The organism is Isoptericola sp. F-RaC21 (assembly GCF_038593535.1).
Lineage (GTDB): Bacteria > Actinomycetota > Actinomycetes > Actinomycetales > Cellulomonadaceae > Isoptericola.
On sequence record NZ_JBCFYX010000001.1, the window covers coordinates 97787 to 115398 of the forward strand.

The following is a 17612-nucleotide window of genomic DNA, read 5'->3' on the forward strand; positions in this document are numbered from 1 at the left end:
CGCAGCGTCATGCGCAGATCGGCAAGGACGCATCACTCACAGGAACGAGGGGTTCGCGTGTCAGCGACGACAAACGTCCGCGCCTCCGGCTCGGCGAGCCAGGGCATCATCGAGAAGCTGGGGCTGCCTCGGCCGCTCATCTGGGGCTTCGTCGGCCTGCTGATCTTCATGATCGGCGACGGTGTGGAGTCCGGTTACATCGCCCCGTACCTGGCCGATCATGGCGCGGGGACGGAGACGAACGCCGCCGTCATCATCTCCGTCTACGGGCTGCTGGTGACGCTCGGGTCGTGGCTCTCCGGCGCACTGTCGGACGTGTGGGGCCCGCGGCGAGTCATGCTCATCGGGCTGGTCGTGTGGGTGGTGCTGCAGGTCCTCTTCCTCAGCGTGGCCCTCCCGACCGAGAACTTCATGCTCATGCTGGTCGTGTACGGGCTCCGCGGGATCGCGTACCCGTTCTTCGCCTACGGGTTCCTCGTCTGGGTGCTCGGCGCGAGCCCGGCGCACCGGCTCGGTTCGGCGGTCGGCTGGTTCTACTTCGCCTTCACCGGCGGACTTCCCACGCTGGGCTCCCTCGTGGCCAGCGGCACCGAGCCGATCATCGGCCAGTACGCCACGTTCTGGGTGGCGCTGGGCCTCGTGGTCCTGGGCGGGGTCGTCACGCTCGTGGGCCTGCGGAACGCCCAGGGCGGAGGGCGCCAGGCCCCGCCCGAGATCACGACCGGACGCAGCCTCGTGAACAGCGTGTCGATCGCCTTCACCAGCCCTCGGGTGGGCCTCGGTTGCCTCGTGCGCGTCGTCAACACGGCGCCGCAGTTCGGCCTCTTCGTCTTCTTCCCGACCGTGTTCGCCGTCGACCTCGGCTTCGGCACCTCGGGGTGGCTCCGGCTGGTCTTCATCCTCGGCGCCGCGAACATCTTCGCCAACCTGTTCTTCGGTGTCCTGAGCGACCGGCTTGGCTGGCACCGGACGCTGCGCTGGTTCGGCTGCATCGGGTCCGCCGTCGCCGTCCTGCTCTTCTACTTCCTGCCGCAGTACGTCGGCGACCAGTACTGGGTCTCCGCGGTCTGCGCCGCACTGTTCGGGATCACCCTCGCGGGCTTCACCCCGATCTCCGTCCTGATGTCCCTCATGGCCCCCGGTCAGAAGGGCGCCTCCATCGCGGTGCTCAACCTCGGCGCCGGCGCGGCGACCTTCGTCGGCCCTCTGATCGTCGCGATCTTCCTCGCCCCGCTGGGTGCCGGCGGGGTGACCGTCATCTTCGCCGCGCTGTACGTCCTGGCAGGCGTCGCGGTCCGCTGGCTGCAGGTGCCCGAGGAGGCGCAGCAGGCGGTCGAGGCGGGTGTAGCGCTCCAGACGCTCGTCGAGGACGAGACCACCACCGCGCCGCACCCCGGCCGCTGACTCCGAGCAGCGAACCCCTTCTAGCGCTCCAACCGAAAGGACACCTCATGCCTCTGGTCAGTGGCATCGACGTCATCGAAGCCTGCACCTCGCGGGGCCTCGTGGCCGGTGCGTTCAACACCACGAACATCGAGACGACGATGGGCATCGTCGACGCGATCGAGCGTGTCGGGGTGCCGACGTTCATCCAGGTCGCACCGACGAACGTGTCCTTGTCCGGGTACGAGTACATCTACGACATGGTCAGCCGCCGCCTGGCGACCACGGACGTCCCAGTCGCGCTCCACCTCGACCACGGCAAGTCGCTGGACGCGGTCGAGGCGGCGCTGGCCGCCCGGTTCACGTCGATCATGATCGACGCCTCCGAGGAGTCGTACGACGACAACGTCAAGACGTCGGCGCGCGCTTGCGAGATGTGCCCGGCCGGCATCGCCCTCGAGGCAGAGCTGGGCAGCATCGGCGGCAAGGAGGACGACGTCGAGCCGGAGTACGCCGACACGACCGACCCCCGCCAGGTGGGGCACTTCGTCGGCGAGGTCGGCTGCGACATGCTCGCGGTCTCGGTCGGCAACGTGCACGGGTACGCGCCGAACGCTCGGATCGACTTCGACCTGCTGTCCGACGTCCGTGACGCGAGCCCCGTCCCGCTCGTCGTGCACGGAGGCTCCGGCCTGCCGGCGGACCAGCTCGGCCGGCTGAACGAGTTCGGCGTGGTCAAGGTGAACGTCGCGAGCGACCTGCGCAACGCGATGATCCGTGCCTTCGGCGAGGCCTACGTGGCGAACCGGAACGAGACCTCGCTCATCCGCGTGTCCAAGTCGGCCGTCGTGGCCATCGCCGAGGTCGTGGAGCGGCGGATCCGCGTCCTGAACCCCTCGGTCGCGTAGCGAGGCCACGATGCTCCCCACCGTTACCGTCGACATCGGCACGACCAGCGTCAAGCTGTGCCTGTTCAGCGCCGAGGGCGAACCCCTCGACTCTGCGCGCCACCCCACCCCGACCCTGAAGGACGAGTGGGGCGACGTGTACGACCTGGGCGCTCTGACCGGCGTCGTCCTGCGGTACGTCCAGGACCTGGAGCCCGGCCTGCGAGCAACCGTGAAGCGCCTGGCGATCACAGGCGTCGGAGAGTCCGGTGGCCTGGTCCGCGAGGACCTCTCCTTGGCGTCGCCGATGATCCTGTGGCACGACCACCGCGGGGCAGACCACATCGCGTCGTTGAGCGAGGCGGGCCGCAGGCGGGTCTACGAGGTCACCGGCCTGCCGGTGAACGCCAACTACGGCCTCTCGAAGGCCGCATGGGCCGTGGAGCACGCTGACGGGGCGGCCGACGGTGCGCAGTGGTTGAACGTCGCCGAGTACCTCGCGGCCTGGATGACGGGGCGGCGCTGGTCGGAGCCCTCGCTCGCGAGCCGGACGATGGCTCTGGATCTCCGCCGCGGCGCGTGGTCCGCCGAGGTGTGCGGACTGGTCGGGCTCGACACCAGCCTCTTTCCGGAGCTGCGTCCGGCGTCGGAGGGATCGACGATCTCGCCCGGCTTCGCGACCGACGCGGGACTGGCCCCTGACGTTCGGGTGCACGTGGCCGGGCATGACCACATGGTCGGCGCCGTCGGTGCGGGGACGGGCCGGGGTGAGCTGCTGAACTCGACCGGCACCACCGAGGGGCTGCTCTTCCTGCGTGCCGCTCCGAGCCTGGACGTGGACGCCGAGAAGTCGAAGCTGGCGAACGGCCTGGCCTGTGCGGGGGAGGACTTCACGCTGTTCGCCTCCATCCCCACGGGAGGCGCCGCTTTCGCGGCACTGCAGGGGATGCTGGGGCTGACCGCCGACCGTCTCGCCGCCTGCATCGACCAGCTGCACGAGCGATACCTCCTGGGCCAGATCGACCTGACCAGGATTCCTCTGGTGCTTCCGCAGTTCCGCGGCAGCCCTCCGCCGACGAAGCACGCCTCGGCACGCGGTGTGATCTCCGGGATCGGCACCGACACGAGCATGGAGGACATCGTCTTCGGCTGCTTCGCCGGGATGGTCCTGCAGTTCCGCGACGTGCTCGAGCTCTTCCCGGTGGACGCGAAGGCCGTCAAGGTCATCGGGCCGGCGAGCCGCAACGAGCTGTGGCTGCAGCTCAAGGCGGACCTGCTGGGCGCCCCGCTGAGCGTCTCGCACTTCCCGGAGGTCGTGTCCCGAGGAGCGCAGGCGCTGGCCTCGCAGGCGCGTCTCGACTGGGAGGCGTGCCGACCCCGGGAGGTGCCGGCCGACGACCGGCGGGCCGACGACCTGAACCAGTGGGCCGCCGAGATGCGGCCGCAGTGGGACAGCCTCAAGAGCGTGGCCGGATGAGCGGCCGACGCCAGGGCGCACGATCCCCGCAGCGCAAGACAGGAGAGAGCGCATGACGCTCGTCGCAGGAATCGATTCGTCCACCCAGACCTGCAAGGTGACGGTGCGCGACCTGGCCACGGGCGTGCCGGTCCGGGAGGGCAAGGCTTCGCACCCGCCCCAGACCGTCGTGGATCCGGAGGCGTGGTGGGACGCGTTGCTCACGGCGGTTCGCCGCGCCGGAGGACTGGACGACGTGGCCGCACTCTCCGTGAGCGGCCAGCAGCACACACCGATCTTCCTCGGCCCGGACGGCGAGGTGGTGTGCGACTCCCCGCTGTGGAATGACACGGGCTCCCACCCGCACATGGTCGCCCTGAACGACGAGCTCGGCCGGGACGAGTGGATCCGGCGCACAGGGCTCCCGCTGACCCTCTCGGACACCGTCACGAAGCTGCGATGGCTGCGCGACGAGCGCCCGGACAGCGCGCGACGCACCGCCGCGGTCGCGATCGTCCACGACTGGCTCACGTGGCGGCTGATGGGGTTCGGCCCCGGCAACGCGGACCTCGACGAGCTGGTCACCGACCGTTCGGAGGCGAGCGGCACCGGCTACTGGTCGGGGGAGACCGGCGAGTACTGCCCCGACCTGGTGGAGCACGCGCTGGGGCACGGCGCGCACCTCCCGCGCATCCTGAAGCCGCTCGAGCGTGCCGGCGTCACAGGGCCGGGGATCCCGGGCGTCCCCGAGGGCATCCCCGTGGGGGTCGGCAGCGGTGACAACGCGGCGGCCGCGCTCGCGCTCGGTCTCGCGGAGGGCGACGCGGTGCTCTCCCTCGGCACCTCCGGCGTCGTGTACGCGCGGTCCGCCCGTCCGGTCCACGACTACGCCGGCTACGTGTGCAGCTACGCGGACGCCACCGGGGACCACCTGCCGATCGTGGCGACCCTGAACGCCGCCCGGAACCTCGACCTCGGCGCTGCGCTGCTGGGCTGCACTCACGCCGAGCTGTCCGAGCTCGCGCTGCAGGCGCCTCCCGGCGCGGACGGCCTCACCCTGCTGCCGTACTTCGAGGGGGAGCGGACGCCGGATCTTCCCCGTGCCCGCGGGTCCCTGCTCGAGGCGTCGCTGTCGAACTTCACGCGACCCAACTTCGCTCGTGCCGTCGTCGAGGGGACGCTGGCCAGCCAGGTCGCGATGCTCGACGCGCTCCGGGCGTGCGACGTGCGGCCCGGGCGCCTGATCCTCATCGGCGGAGCCGCGCAGAGCCCGGCCATCCGGCAGATCCTGACGCAGATGGTGGAGCTCCCCGTCGCCGTCCCCGACCTGGACGAGTACGTGACCAAGGGAGCCGCGATGCAGGCCGCGTCGGCACTCACCGGCGCCTTCCCCGACTGGCCGGTCGAGATGATCGACCTTCCGTCGGCGCCGCTCGAGGCGCGGATCGCCCGGCAGCACGAGGCAGGGAAGGCTGCGATGGGCTACCAGGAGGGCGCATCCGCCGGTCGATGACGCCCCCGTCGCGGGTCGCGACCGCAGGTCTTCGGCGGGGACACTCGCACTTAGGATGACGGTGCTCGAATCGCGAGGTATCGAAAGGGGTAGCGCGCGTGCGCAGCCCGAGGCGGCGTCCCGTCGTGTGCGGCATCGACATCGGGAGCACCAACTCCAAGGTCGTGGCCGTCGACGCTGACGGCGACGTCGTCGCTCGCGCCGCGCGGCCGACCGCACGCGACACCCCGGGGCGCTCGATCGACGTCCACGCCCTGGTCGGCACGATCGAGGAGATGATCCTCGAGGTCTGCGAGGACGGATACGAGGTCCACGCGCTCTGCTCGGCCGGCATCGGTGAGGACGGGGTCCTCGTCGACACCGCGCTCCGCCTGCTCACCCCCGCCCTCGCATGGTTCGACCCACGTCGACAAGGCGTCTTCGCGGCGCTGCGTCCGCGGCTGCACGACGACGAGACCTTCGACGTCGAGACCGACCCCGCGCGGGCCCTGGTCGGGTGGGCGTGGTCGCGCCGGCATGCCTTGTCGGGGGAGCCGAGCGCCTGGATCGCGGTCGCGGACCTCGCTACGGTGCAGTGGACGCGCCGCCCGTTCATCAGCGACACGCTGGCCTCGCGCACCGCCGCATGGCGTTCGGGTGACAGGTCGTGGGCGAGCGATCGTGTCGAGCTCACGCTCGGCTCGGCGGGCCTGCTGCCCGCGGTAGCGCGCGCCGGCGACGTCGTCGGCGAGGTGGAGTCGCCACGGTTGCGATCGGCCGGCGTCCTCGCCCCTGGCGCTGTGGCGGTCGCCGGCGGTCATGATCACCCGATCGGCGGCTGGGGAGTGCAGCAGCTCGTGCCTGGGGCCGTGGTGGACTCGATGGGCACGGCCGAGGTGGTGGTCGCGCAGTCGGCGCGCCGCGAGGCCGCCCGACAGGGCGCGATCGACGTCGCACCCGGGATCCTCTCGCACGGTTCCACCCTGCTGCGTGTCGAAGAGCTGGCCCGCAACGTCGCGTGGGCGTCTCAGGACGTCGAGGTCGGTCGGCGCATCCAAGGGATCCTGTCGGGCGCGCTCGAGCCGAGGCGTGTTCTCGACGCCGGGTTCTTCCTCCCCGGTCATCGCGGTGGCGGGAGCCCGTCCTACTCCTCGGACGCGCCGCGCGACCCGCACGTGCGCGCCTCCGCAGTGCTCGGGGCGCTCGCCCACACGGGGCGGCAGGCTGTCGACGCCGTGCAGGCCTGCCTCTCCGAGCCCGGCGCGCTTCGCCTCGTCGGCGGGTGGGCGCGCTCGCCCGGGTGGCTGCGGATCAAGAGCGAGGTGCACGGCTTTCGGGTCGTGCCCATCGTCGAGCCGGAGGTCACGGCGGTGAGCGCTGCCCTGCTCGCCGCGGCGGCGTGCGGATGGGCGGTGGACCCGGCGCGGGCCGTAGGAGGCGCCTGACCAGCCGGCCGGGCGGGGAGCTGGCCACCCTGGCCGCGAGTGTCAGCTCGCGGAGACGTCGACCTCGAGAGGCACGACGTCCGTGAGCACCCACGTCTCGTAGTAGTCGAACCGGAAGCCGCGGTGGTCCCACGACTCGGAGCGGACGCGCAGCACGGGCTGGTCCGGCCCGATCTGGAGGTGCGTGGCGACAGCCTCGGGGGCACGCATGGCTCGGATGACGCGGTGGGCGCCGCTCGTGACGAAGCCCGCCCCGCGGAGCGTGCTGTTCACCGAGCCGGTCCCGGCCAGCACGTCCTCGGCGGTGGACATCATCCGCCCGACGTCCTTGGGGAACCAGTTCGTGCTGAACATCGCGATCTTGCCGTCGAGCGAACGCACGCGCTGGAGCGCGAAGACCTCGTCGTTCCCCTCCACGCGAAGGGCCTCGGCGACGTGCTCCGGAGGAGTGATGAAACGCCCGTCGACGACCTTGGTGGTGATGCCCGTCCGGCCATGGCTGACCTGTGACTCGAGGAACCCCTGGGTGTCGTGGATGACCCATCCCGACGCCTCCCCCGGCGCGGAGGCGAAGACGCCTCGCCGGGCGACCCGACGGGCATAGCCCTCCTGCTCGAGCTTGGACAAGGTCTGGCGCACCGTCGCGCGCGACAGTCCGAACTCGCGGCACAGCTCGAGCTCGCTGGGGAACCGCTCGTCGGTCGGGATGGTCCCGTCGACGACGCGGTCCCGCAGGATGCCGAACAGCTGCTCGTAGTAGGGGACGGGGGACTCCCGCTCGATGGTCTGCGACACAGGTCACACTCCCTTCCGCGCGTCATCGTACAGGCTGCCTGTCCAGTCTTGCATGAGCAGTCTGTCCGTACAGCCTGGACATGCCGAACAGTGCGGGCTACGGTGTGCACCGAGGCAGGGTTGCCAGCAGTCGTGATTGGAGCCGTCAGATGACCAAGACCATGCGTGCCGCAGTCGCCGATGGGCGGGGGGACGTGGAGATCCGCGAGCTTGCGGTCCCGGAGGCGAGGAACGGGTGGGTCGTCATCGCGCCGGTCGGGACCGGCGTCTGCGGCACCGACCTCCACCTCGTGGAGGGGGACTATCCGCACGGTCGGTTCCCCGTCGTGCCGGGGCACGAGTTCGCTGGCTATGTCACCGAGGTCGGTCCCGGCGTCGCCGGCATCGCGGAGGGCGACTACGTCGGCGTCAACCCCAACATCTCCTGCCAGAAGTGCGCCTGGTGCGGCGTCGGCGCGACCAACCTGTGCGTGAACCTGCTCCCTGTCGGTGTCGCGGTCGACGGGTCGTGCGCCGAGTTCGTCGCGGTGCCCGCGCGGATCGTCCATGCGCTCGACCGTTCCATCGAGCACCGAGCCGCCCCGCTCATCGAGCCGTTCGCCTGCGTGCTGCACGCGCTCGAGCGCGTACCCGGCTGGCGCGACGAGGAGATGGTCGTCTTCGGTGCCGGATCGATCGGCCTGATGGCGATCATCCTCGGACGCGCCGAGGGCGCCGCGGGGGTGCGCGTCGTCGAGCCGAACGCCACGCGCCGTGCCGCAGCGCTCGAGCTCGGGGCCTTGGAGGCCGTGGCCTCGCCCGACGATCTGGACCGCTCGGTGTTCGACCTCGCCCTCGACGCCAGCGGGCACCCGGTCGCGATCGAGCAGGCGGTCGTCGCGCTCGGGCCGCGGGGTCGGCTCATCCAGATGGGCGTCGCGTCGCCCGCGGCGCAGGTCCCGGTGAGCCCGTACGAGGTGTTCGCCAAGGAGCTCAGCATCATCGGGTCGAACTCGCTGGCCGAGAAGTACCCCGAGTCGGCCGAGCGGATGGTCGACCTGCAGGGCCAGCTCAGCAGCCTCGTCACGGCGACGTACTCGCTCGAGGACTATGCGGAGGCTCTCGCGGCGGCCAAGAGCCCTGATCACATCAAGGTCCAGGTCGTGGCGTGATGACGCGCCGGTATGTCTTCAGTGGCACCGTCGCCGTGTCCACGGACGAGCTCTAGCGCCGAGCAATCATGAGCTCGACGCCCTCGGAGTCCAGCGCCTGCCGCAGCTCCGTCGGGGGCTCGGCATCGGTCACGAGGTAGTCGGCACGCCCGAGGCCGGCGATCGTCGCGAACAACCTCCGTCCGAACTTCGACTGGTCCGCGAGGATCGCGACCTTGTCGGCGCGGTCCATCATGTCGCTCATCATCGAGGCCTCGGCGACGTTGCTGGTCGAGTAGCCGGACTCGACCGAGACGGCGCCGACGCCGATCAGTGCGACGTCGCAACGGATGTCGATCTCGGGGCCGTCGGCGGTCGCGGGGATGCGAACCGGGCCGACGGTCGCCTGAGCGCTGTGGCGCAGGTTGCCGCCGAAGACGTAGAGGTCCCGGTAGACGGCGGGAGACAGCTCGGCCGCCAGGCGCAGGTTGTTGGTCGCGATCGTGAGGTTGCGACGCTCCGACAGCGTCCGGGTGAGGGTGAGCGCGGTCGTGCCCGCGTTGACGATGACGGCGTCGTCGTCGTGGACGAGCGTGGCGGCCAGGACGCCGATGCGCTCCTTGTTCTCGGCCTGCAGCCGCACGCGGACGTCGACACCCGTGTCGGGCTTGGGGATCGCGTCGATGCTGACCGCCCCGCCGTGGGTGCGGACGAGGACCCCCTCGGCGTCGAGGGAGTCCAGGTCCCGTCGGATCGTGTCCGTCGATACCTCGAACCGGTCCGCAAGATCGGCGACAGTGACCTCGCCCGTCTGTGCGACGAAGGCCGCGAGCTCCGCCTTGCGGCCTGCGGGCAGGCGCCGCAGGGAACTCCCGCTGACCTGCGTGGGTGTGGTCGTCATGCCAACAGATCTAGCACATATTTGCATTTTCGTGCCAGAACTTGCCGCGGAACGCGAGCCAAGCGCGCGCCTGACACGTGGTCCAAACAGCTGCGGTGCCCCGATGTCGCCGCGAAGGTCGCGGTTGACGATCCCGGGCGTGCCGCAGTAACTTGAGCGAAATCGCAGAGACGCGCATAAAGCCGCACGATGCGGCACTGGAGGGTTACATGGGCAACGGTGCTCGGATGAGACGAGGACTTGCCGCTGGCGTGGCGGCCGCGGCCATCGCCGCGGCCTCCGGCTGCGCCGGCGCGCTGCCGGGCGGCAGCGACGACGAGGATGGCGACGTCGTCATCGAATTCTCGCAGTGGTGGGAGTCGGAGCTTCCGGACGGCAAGCTCCGCGCCCTGATGGACGAGTTCGAGGCACGCAACCCGGGCATCCAGGTCGAGCTCCTCTCGGGGCCCTATGCCTCGATGAAGGAGCAGGTGATAGCCGGTGCCGCGGCCCGCATGGCCCCGGACGTCGTCGGTCTCGACGGGGCCTGGGTCAACGACTTCGCCCAGAAGGGCGTCATCGCCGACCTCTCGGAGCTGATGGACGATGCGGGGTACGACGACTCGAATCTCGTCAGCCAGACCAAGGTCGACGGGTCGACCTACATGATTCCCGCGGTGAACTTCGTGTACCCGATGTTCACCAACGACGACCTGCTGGCGAAGGCGGGCGTGGACACGCCGCCTCGCGACCGGTCGGAGTTCATGCGGGCGGCGAAGAGGGTCACGGCCCTGGGCGGCGAGACCCACGGGTGGACGCTGCCGCTGTCGCTCGAGGCGCCCAACGGTGTGCAGAACGACGTGATGTCGTGGGTGTGGGCGTCCGGCGGGTCGATGCTCGACGGCGAGCAGCCGAACCTGGTCGGCAACCCGGACGTCTCCAGCGGGATGTCCTTCGTCCAAGACATGTGGGATGCGGGGGTCGTCGCTCCCGGCTCCTTCACGATGAAGGAGCAGGACAAGGTCGAGGAGTTCTCGAACGGCCGCGTCGGGATGATGATCGACTCGCTCGCCCACGTGGACACCATCCGCGAGGCCAACCCGGATCTCGACTTCAGCGTCTCGGCGATCCCGGCCGCCGACGGCTACTCGGGCAAGCGGGGGATCCCGTACGCGTCTTGGGGCCTGGGTGTCTCCGACTCCTCGGAGCACAAGGCTGCCGCGTTCAAGCTGGTTCAGTTCCTCATGGGCAAGCAGGTGAACGCCGACCTGGCGTCGGCGGCGCATGCCTTCCCGGGCAACAACGAGTCCGTGCCGGACTTCGTCAAGGAGGACGAGGTCTTCAGCGCCGCGTTCGACATCTATCGGCAGGGGCGGCCCGAGAACGAGTTCACGGGGATGCCGGTCGCGGAACAGCTGATGCGTGACTTCAGCGAGGAGCTCCAGCGTTCGCTCGACGGCCAGCAGTCGATGGACGAGGCGCTCGAGGCGGCACAGGAGAGATGGGAGGAGGAGTTCTAGTCCTTCGGTCCGTCCGATACGGGAGGAGAAACCTGTGTCTACCACTGTGCACGCCGAGACCCCGACGCTGCCGTCGGAGGCCTCGCAACCCGCGGGCCCACCGCCCCCGACTTCATCAGTACCGAGGAGTCGAAGCGTCGCCCGGATCCGGGAGCGGCTCGCCCCCTACGGCTTCCTGAGCCCCGCAGGCGTCCTGCTCGTCGTCCTCATGGTCACGCCGGTCCTGATGGTCGTCTGGTACTCGCTGATGGACAGCGTGATCACCAACATGGACCCCCAGTTCGTCGGGTTCGACAACTACGCCGAGGTGCTGACGGACCCGGTCTTCTACGTCGCGGTACGCAACACCCTGGTGTTTACCGGCGCCTCGGTGGCCGCGCACTTCGCCATCGGGCTCGCCTTCGCGCTGATGCTCAACTCCCCGCTGCTGGGCAACCGGGGCAAGGCCCTGTTCCGGGTCCTGTACGTCCTGCCGTGGCTATTCACCGTCGCGATCGTCGCCGTGCTCTGGCGGCTGCTGCTCAACCCCAACGGCGTCGTCAACTATGTCCTCGGAGCACTCGGGCTCGGCAGCGGTCAGACCGAGTGGCTGTCCGACCCGTCCACGGCGCTGTTCGCCGTCACGCTGATCAACGTCTGGTGCGGATATCCGTTCTTCATGATCAGTCTGCTCGCCGGCCTTCAGGGGATACCCCGCGATCTGTACGAGGCCGCGAAGGTGGACGGGGCCTCCATCTGGCAGCAGTTCCTGAACGTCACAGTCCCGCAACTGCGACCGATCATCATCTCGATGACCCTCCTCGACTTCATCTGGACCACTCAGCAGTTCGCGCTGATCTGGATGACGACAGGCGGTGGTCCCATCACGTCGACCGAGATGCTCTCCACGTACACCTACAAGCTGGCGTTCACGACGTATGACTTCTCGGTCGCGTCGGCCGCCGCCGTCATCGTGCTGCTGCTGTCGATGATCCTCGGCGTCATCTACGTGCGTCACCAGAAGGGGAGGGACTGACGATGGCCGTGCTCACGCCGTCGGTCACGACGACCGCCACGCCCGCGGCAGGGGCTCTGCGGACAATGAAACCACCCCGCCGCACGCTCCAGAAGACCATGCTGCTCGTGGCGCTGTGCCTCGGGGCGTGCTTCTCGGCCCTCCCGGTCCTCTGGATGCTCGCAAGCTCCTTCAAGGCAAACTCGGAGATCTTCGCCCTTCCTCCCCGGCTCGTCACCGCCGGCTTCTCGCTGGACGCCTATACGACGGTGCTCACGGACCCGGTCAAGCTCCGGTTCTTCGCGAACAGTTACATCGTCGCGTTGTCGGTGACGGCGCTGACGCTCGTGGTGGCGGTGCTGGCGGCGTACGCGTTCAGCAGGTACGAGTTTGCGGGGAAGAAGTCCGTCAACGTCATCATCGTCGCGGTCCAGGCCGTGCCGCCGATCACGCTGCTGATCCCGTACTTCGGTCTCGTGGTCATTCTGCGGCTGTACAACACGTACCCCGGGCTGATCCTCACGTACATGATGTTCACGCTGCCTTACGCGATCATCATGCTGACGGGGTATTTCAACACCTTGCCGCGCGAGCTGGACGAGGCCGTCAAGGTGGACGGAGCCGGCCCCATGACTGCTCTCTGGAAAATCCTCGTCCCTATCTCAGTCCCCGGTCTCGTCTCGGTCGGCGTGTACACGTTCATGATCGCGTGGAACGAGTTCCTGTTCGCCCTCACGCTCACTCGTACCGACGAGATGCGGACCGTGCCCATCGGTATCCAGCTCCTGATGGGGCAGCACTCCTACGAGTGGAACGAGATGATGGCGATGAGCATTCTCGGATCGATTCCCGTGCTCGTGCTCTTCCTTTTCTTTCAAAAGTTCTTCATCGGCGGCATGACCGCCGGTGCGGTCAAGATCTGATCACCCACACCACGAAGGAGTAATTTCATGCTGATCGACGGGCGCGCCATTCTCGAGGTGGCCAACGCGAACGACTTCGCCGTGCCGGCGTTCAACATCAGTGACTGGGCGATGGGCAAGGGTGTCTTCGAGATCTCGGAGGAGCGCGGGGCCCCGCTCATCGTCGCCATCCACCCGGACGAGGTGAGCCACGTCGGCCACGACCTCCTCCCGGCGCTGGTGCAGCGCGCTCACCGCTCGAGCGTCCCCGTGGCGATCCACTGGGACCACGGCGGTAGCTACGAGCAGATGCTGACCGCGATCCAGACCGGGTTCACCTCGGTGATGATCGACGGGTCGCTGCTGCCCTTCGAGGAGAACGTGGCGCTCACGCGGCGCGTCGTCGAAGCAGCGCACGCCGTCGGCGTCTCCGTCGAGGGGGAGCTCGGGACGATCGGCAAGCTGGACGAGCACGCCGAGGAAGGTGTCGCGATGTCGGACATCGCCTACACCGTGCCCGCGGAGGCGGTCGAGTTCGTCGAGAGGACGGGCGTCGACAGCCTGGCGGTGGCGATCGGGACGGCGCACGGGCTCTACCCCAAGCACGTGAAGCCGGAGCTGCGGCTGGACCTGCTGGGCGAGCTCAAGGAGCTGCTGCCGATCCCGCTCGTCCTGCACGGCGGCTCGGGCAACCCGGACGAGGAGATCGGTCAGGCGGTCAAGCGGGGCATCAACAAGATCAACATCTCCAGCGACATCAAGGTCGTCTACCACCAGACGATGCGGCGAGTGCTGCAGGACCAGGGGCTGCGCGAGCCGAACGAGATCCAGCCCGCGTGCGTGGCCGCCATGAAGGAGGTCGCGGCGCAGAAGATCGAACTGTTCGACGCCGCGGGCAAGGCCTCGCTGTACTGATTCGTCACCGCCGGCGACGCCGTCGAGACAAGGAAGGAGCTGAAGGCATGGGTGCACGCTGCGTGCTCGGGCTGGGAGGAACGGTCGACTACGAGGTCGTGTGGGACACCGCGGTCGTGGAGAAGCTGGTGGCCGAGCACGGCATCGTGTGCGCCGACCTGGACGCTGGTCGGCCGATCGCGGACGAGCGCGACCTGCTGTGCACGATGCTCGCCTTCGCGCGAGACGGTGTCGGAGGCGAGCGCTTCGTCGCGTCCTCCGACACCGTGACGGCGTTCGCCCGCCACTTCGACGTACGGGTCACCCTGGGCGGCACCTGCGTCCGCGCGGCCATCGCGATGGACCGCGTGGGGCTTCCCAGCACCGTGCACCTCGTGAGCATCGACGACACGGTGCGCCGGCTGCTGCCGGCGTCCACCGACTACGTGTGCAGTGCGGACGAGGACTCGCTGGACCCGCACCTCGTGGTCCAGTTCCCCGCGGGCGAGCGGGTAGCGCTCGCCGACGGGGAGATCACCACGCCGCACGCCAACCGGATCATCTACGTCAACGACCCGCCCAACCGGGAGCTGGTGATCGACGAGGGACTCGGGGACGAGATCGCGGAGGCCGACCTCGTCATGCTCTCCGGGTTCAACGTCATCCAGGACCGTGACGTGCTCGAGTCCCGGTTGGCAGACGTTCGGCGCCACCTCGCCCGGAGGACGGAGGATTCGCTCGTCTACTTCGAGGACGCCGGGTACCACGTCCACGAGTTCTCAGCGCGCGTCCGCGACGCGCTCGCGGGCGCCGTCGACGTCTGGGCCATGAACGAGGACGAGCTGCAAGGCTGGCTCGGACGAGACGTCGACCTGCTGGATGCCGGTGGCGTGGCGGCCGCGCTGTACGAGCTCGCGGAGATCGTGCCCAGCCGGGTACGGATGGTGCATACCAAGCACTGGGCGATCGCGCACGGTGACGGCGCCGCCGACCTGCGTGCCGCGCTGCGCGGCGGTATCACGATGGCCGCGGCCCGCTACGTGCACGGTGACGTCTTCACCGTGCGCGAGCTCGAGGCGATGCGGGCGGAGTCGCCCGGCCCCAAAGCCGCAGCGTTCGCGGAGAGGCTTGCGGACGTCGATCCGGACCTGGTGTGCGAGGCGGCGCTCAGCCTGGCGGCGCCGTCCCCGACGACCATCGGGCTCGGCGACACCTTCGTCGGCGGGGTCCTCACCGAGCTGGCCCGCGGCGTCGGGGGAGGCCGGCGATGACGCGCGTCGCGGTAGACCTGGCGCGTCCGGTCGTTCTCGGGCCGAACCAGCCACCCGAACGGTTCTATCGCGGCGGCGACCGGATCGCCGCGTTCCGGGGGCGGCAGGCCGGTGCCGAGCGGGTGCCCGAGGACTGGGTCGGTTCGACCACCGCGTTGTTCGGCGACACCGGCCTGGGCCTCAGCACGCTGCCCGACGGGCGGCTGCTCGCCGAGGCGGTCGAGGCGGACGCGGTGCACTGGCTCGGCGCCGGGCACGTCGGTCGGTTCGGAGCCGACATCGGGCTCCTGGTCAAGCTCCTCGACGCGGGGGAGCGATTGCCCGTGCACGCCCACCCCGACGTCGCCTTCGCCCACGATGCGCTCGGACTGGGGCACGGGAAGACCGAGGCCTGGATCGTCCTCGAACCGGGCGACGTGCACCTCGGGTTCGCCCGCGACGTCGGGCGGGCCGAGCTCGGGGACTGGGTGGAGCGCCAGGACGTGCCCGCGATGCTCGGCGCGATGCACCGCCTCACGCTCTCTCGCGGTGATGCCGTGCTGGTCCCCGCCGGTATCCCGCACGCGATCGGCGACGGCCTGCTCGTCGTCGAGCTGCAGGAGCCCACTGACCTCTCGATCCTGCTCGAGTGGGACGGGTACGGCATCGACGGACGGCGTGACGGCCATCTCGGCCTGGGGCACCCCGCGGCGCTCGACGCCGTCGATACCCACGGGTGGTCGGCGGCGGAGGTCCGTGGACTTGTCCGGGCGACCGCAGGGACCGACGGGCCGCTGCTTCCCGGCGGTGAGCCGTTCTTCCGTGCCGAGCGATGGCGCGCCCCGGGCGCCTGGGATGCGGGATTCGCCGTCGTCGTGGTGATCGATGGCACGGGCGAGCTCGTGGACCGGGACGGCCGGACGACCGACCTACGACGCGGGTCGACGGTGCTGGTACCGCACGCCGCGGGCGAGCTCGACCTCGTCGCAGGCCCGCGGCTCGAGGTAGTCCGCTGCCGACCACCGGCGCCCAGCCAGACGGGGTGAGCAGCGAAGAGCTGACCTTGAGGAGACTGGCCAGGCGCCGTGATCATGCCTCCGCCTGCTCCAGCATCGCCTCGGCGCGCTCGGGGCTGCCGTCGGCGAGGCCGTCCTCGATCCGGCGCCGCGAGGCGACCAGCAGCCCGGCGCCGATCAGGCACACGAGGACCTCGCTGACGGTGAGCGCCCAGATGATGCCGGCCAGCCCGAACCAGAGGTTGCCGAGGATCACGATGGGGATGAACAGCACGCCCTGCGACACGGACATGACGATCGCCGGCGTGGCCCGCCCGGTCGCCTGGAACAGCGACGTCATGAGCCCGGCGAATCCGTTGGCGATCATCGCCACGAGCTGGGCGGTGAGGATCGTGGCGCCGATCGTCAGGACGCCGGGGTCGGAGACGAACGCGGAGAACACCTGGTCGCGGAACACGATCACGACCGCGGAGAACAGCACCCCGAGGCCGCCCACGGTGATCGCGGAGACCCGCAGGGCCGCGACGAGGCGGCTGCGGTCGCCCTTGCCGTAGGCGTAGGCGAGCAGCGGCAGGATGCCGAGCGTCACGCCCATGAGCAGGAACTCGGGCACCTGCGCGATGCGGACGGCGACGCCCATCGCGGCGAGCGGGCCGTCGCCGTACGCGGCGGCGAGGTTGTTGAGCACCAGCGAGGTGACGATGAGGAACGACGCCTGCAGCAGCTCGCCGACCCCGACGCCGAAGACGGGCTTAAGCACCGCGGGGGAGAGGGTGAACCAGCGCGGCGCGAGGCTCATGTGCTCGCTGTGCCGGGTCAGCCAGGCGGCGAAGTAGACGACGACGCCGAGGTTCGCCAGCCCGGTCGCGAGGGCCACGCCCGCCACGCCCCAGTGCAGGACGAGGATGAACAGCACGTCGAGCAGCAGGTTCGCCACCGTGGAGGCGACGAGGCCGACCATGACCTGGCGCGAGGCGCCCTCGGCGCGGACGAGCTGCTCGAGGCAGAACGCCGCGGTGAGCACCGGGACGAAAGCGAGCATGACGGCGACGTAGGTCGTGGTGGCCGACGTCGCGGCGGCGTCCGCGCCGAGCAGCGAGACGAGCGGGCCGAGGAAGATCAGCCCGAGAACGCCGAGCACGACGCCGGTGATCACCACGCCCCAGACGGCGAACGACGAGACGTGCCTGACCTGGGCGGCCTGCGCGGGATCCTTCTCGGCCGCGCCCAGGAGGCGCGAGACGAGCGACCCTCCGCCGACGCCGAACACGCCGCCGACGGCCATGACGAGGCCGAGGATCGGGGTGCCGAGCGTGACCGCGGCGAGCAGCGCGTTGTCGTGCAGCGAGCCGATGAAGCCGGCGTTGATGACGTTGTAGACGGCGCCGACGATCATGGCCGCCGCCATCGGCACGCACAGGTGCACGAGGGCGCGGACGATCGGCGCGGAGGCGAGGTACCAGCGGTTGGTGCCGACGGCGTCCGCGGACGACGGGGCCGGGGCAGTGAGGTCTGTGGTGGTCATGGCGGCTGCTCCTTGTGGGCAGGCTCCAGCGCACGCCGACGGG

The 17612-nt window shown here is 69.8% G+C and carries 15 protein-coding genes; 12 read left to right on the top strand and 3 right to left on the bottom strand.

The window, feature by feature from the left end:
* The first annotated feature begins 57 nt into the window (after window positions 1–57).
* From AAG589_RS00480 to AAG589_RS00500, 5 genes are all read left to right on the top strand, one after another.
* On the top strand, window positions 58–1404 hold the full coding sequence (locus AAG589_RS00480; RefSeq protein ID WP_430565288.1) for an MFS transporter: 1347 nt from the start codon (window positions 58–60) through the stop codon (window positions 1402–1404).
* 47 nt (window positions 1405–1451) lie between these two features.
* A complete protein-coding gene (locus AAG589_RS00485; RefSeq protein WP_430565289.1) occupies window positions 1452–2291 on the top strand; it encodes a class II fructose-bisphosphate aldolase in 840 nt (279 codons plus the stop codon).
* 10 nt (window positions 2292–2301) lie between these two features.
* Window positions 2302–3747, top strand: a complete 1446-nt coding sequence (locus tag AAG589_RS00490) for an FGGY-family carbohydrate kinase (protein WP_430565290.1) — start codon at window positions 2302–2304, stop codon at window positions 3745–3747.
* 52 nt (window positions 3748–3799) lie between these two features.
* Complete coding sequence (locus AAG589_RS00495; RefSeq protein ID WP_430565291.1) at window positions 3800–5239, top strand: FGGY family carbohydrate kinase; 1440 nt, start codon at window positions 3800–3802, stop codon at window positions 5237–5239.
* 98 nt (window positions 5240–5337) lie between these two features.
* Window positions 5338–6663, top strand: coding sequence for an FGGY-family carbohydrate kinase (locus AAG589_RS00500; protein ID WP_430565292.1), 1326 nt, complete (start codon window positions 5338–5340; stop codon window positions 6661–6663).
* Between the two features lie 42 nt (window positions 6664–6705).
* Here the strand turns inward: AAG589_RS00500 and AAG589_RS00505 are convergent, their stop codons facing one another.
* Entirely contained in the window at window positions 6706–7458 is a 753-nt protein-coding gene (locus tag AAG589_RS00505; protein ID WP_430565293.1) for a GntR family transcriptional regulator, read from the bottom strand.
* A gap of 149 nt (window positions 7459–7607) precedes the next feature.
* Here AAG589_RS00505 and AAG589_RS00510 point away from each other — a divergent pair, with 149 nt between their 5' ends.
* The gene (locus AAG589_RS00510) at window positions 7608–8609 is read left to right on the top strand and encodes an alcohol dehydrogenase catalytic domain-containing protein (RefSeq protein ID WP_430565294.1); all 1002 of its coding nucleotides are present in this window, start codon (window positions 7608–7610) and stop codon (window positions 8607–8609) included.
* A 52-nt stretch (window positions 8610–8661) separates the two neighbouring features.
* Here the strand turns inward: AAG589_RS00510 and AAG589_RS00515 are convergent, their stop codons facing one another.
* On the bottom strand, window positions 8662–9489 hold the full coding sequence (locus AAG589_RS00515; RefSeq protein ID WP_430565295.1) for a DeoR/GlpR family DNA-binding transcription regulator: 828 nt from the start codon (window positions 9487–9489) through the stop codon (window positions 8662–8664).
* Between the two features lie 227 nt (window positions 9490–9716).
* Here AAG589_RS00515 and AAG589_RS00520 point away from each other — a divergent pair, with 227 nt between their 5' ends.
* The 6 genes from AAG589_RS00520 to AAG589_RS00545 are packed head-to-tail and all read left to right on the top strand — an operon-like array spanning window position 9717 to window position 16074.
* Window positions 9717–10988, top strand: a complete 1272-nt coding sequence (locus AAG589_RS00520; protein ID WP_430565296.1) for an ABC transporter substrate-binding protein — start codon at window positions 9717–9719, stop codon at window positions 10986–10988.
* Between the two features lie 46 nt (window positions 10989–11034).
* Window positions 11035–12003, top strand: a complete 969-nt coding sequence (locus AAG589_RS00525; protein ID WP_430565297.1) for a carbohydrate ABC transporter permease — start codon at window positions 11035–11037, stop codon at window positions 12001–12003.
* Between the two features lie 2 nt (window positions 12004–12005).
* The gene (locus AAG589_RS00530) at window positions 12006–12905 is read left to right on the top strand and encodes a carbohydrate ABC transporter permease (protein WP_430565298.1); all 900 of its coding nucleotides are present in this window, start codon (window positions 12006–12008) and stop codon (window positions 12903–12905) included.
* 27 nt (window positions 12906–12932) lie between these two features.
* The gene (locus tag AAG589_RS00535) at window positions 12933–13799 is read left to right on the top strand and encodes a ketose-bisphosphate aldolase (RefSeq protein ID WP_430565299.1); all 867 of its coding nucleotides are present in this window, start codon (window positions 12933–12935) and stop codon (window positions 13797–13799) included.
* A 47-nt stretch (window positions 13800–13846) separates the two neighbouring features.
* On the top strand, window positions 13847–15049 hold the full coding sequence (locus AAG589_RS00540; protein ID WP_430565300.1) for an ADP-dependent glucokinase/phosphofructokinase: 1203 nt from the start codon (window positions 13847–13849) through the stop codon (window positions 15047–15049).
* Entirely contained in the window at window positions 15046–16074 is a 1029-nt protein-coding gene (locus AAG589_RS00545) for a class I mannose-6-phosphate isomerase (RefSeq protein WP_430565301.1), read from the top strand. Before AAG589_RS00540 ends, AAG589_RS00545 begins: the two co-directional genes overlap by 4 nt.
* A 43-nt stretch (window positions 16075–16117) precedes the next feature.
* On the opposite strand, the gene AAG589_RS00550 is transcribed toward AAG589_RS00545, so the two are convergent.
* A complete protein-coding gene (locus AAG589_RS00550) occupies window positions 16118–17569 on the bottom strand; it encodes an MATE family efflux transporter (RefSeq protein WP_430565302.1) in 1452 nt (483 codons plus the stop codon).
* Window positions 17570–17612: the final 43 nt, after the last annotated feature.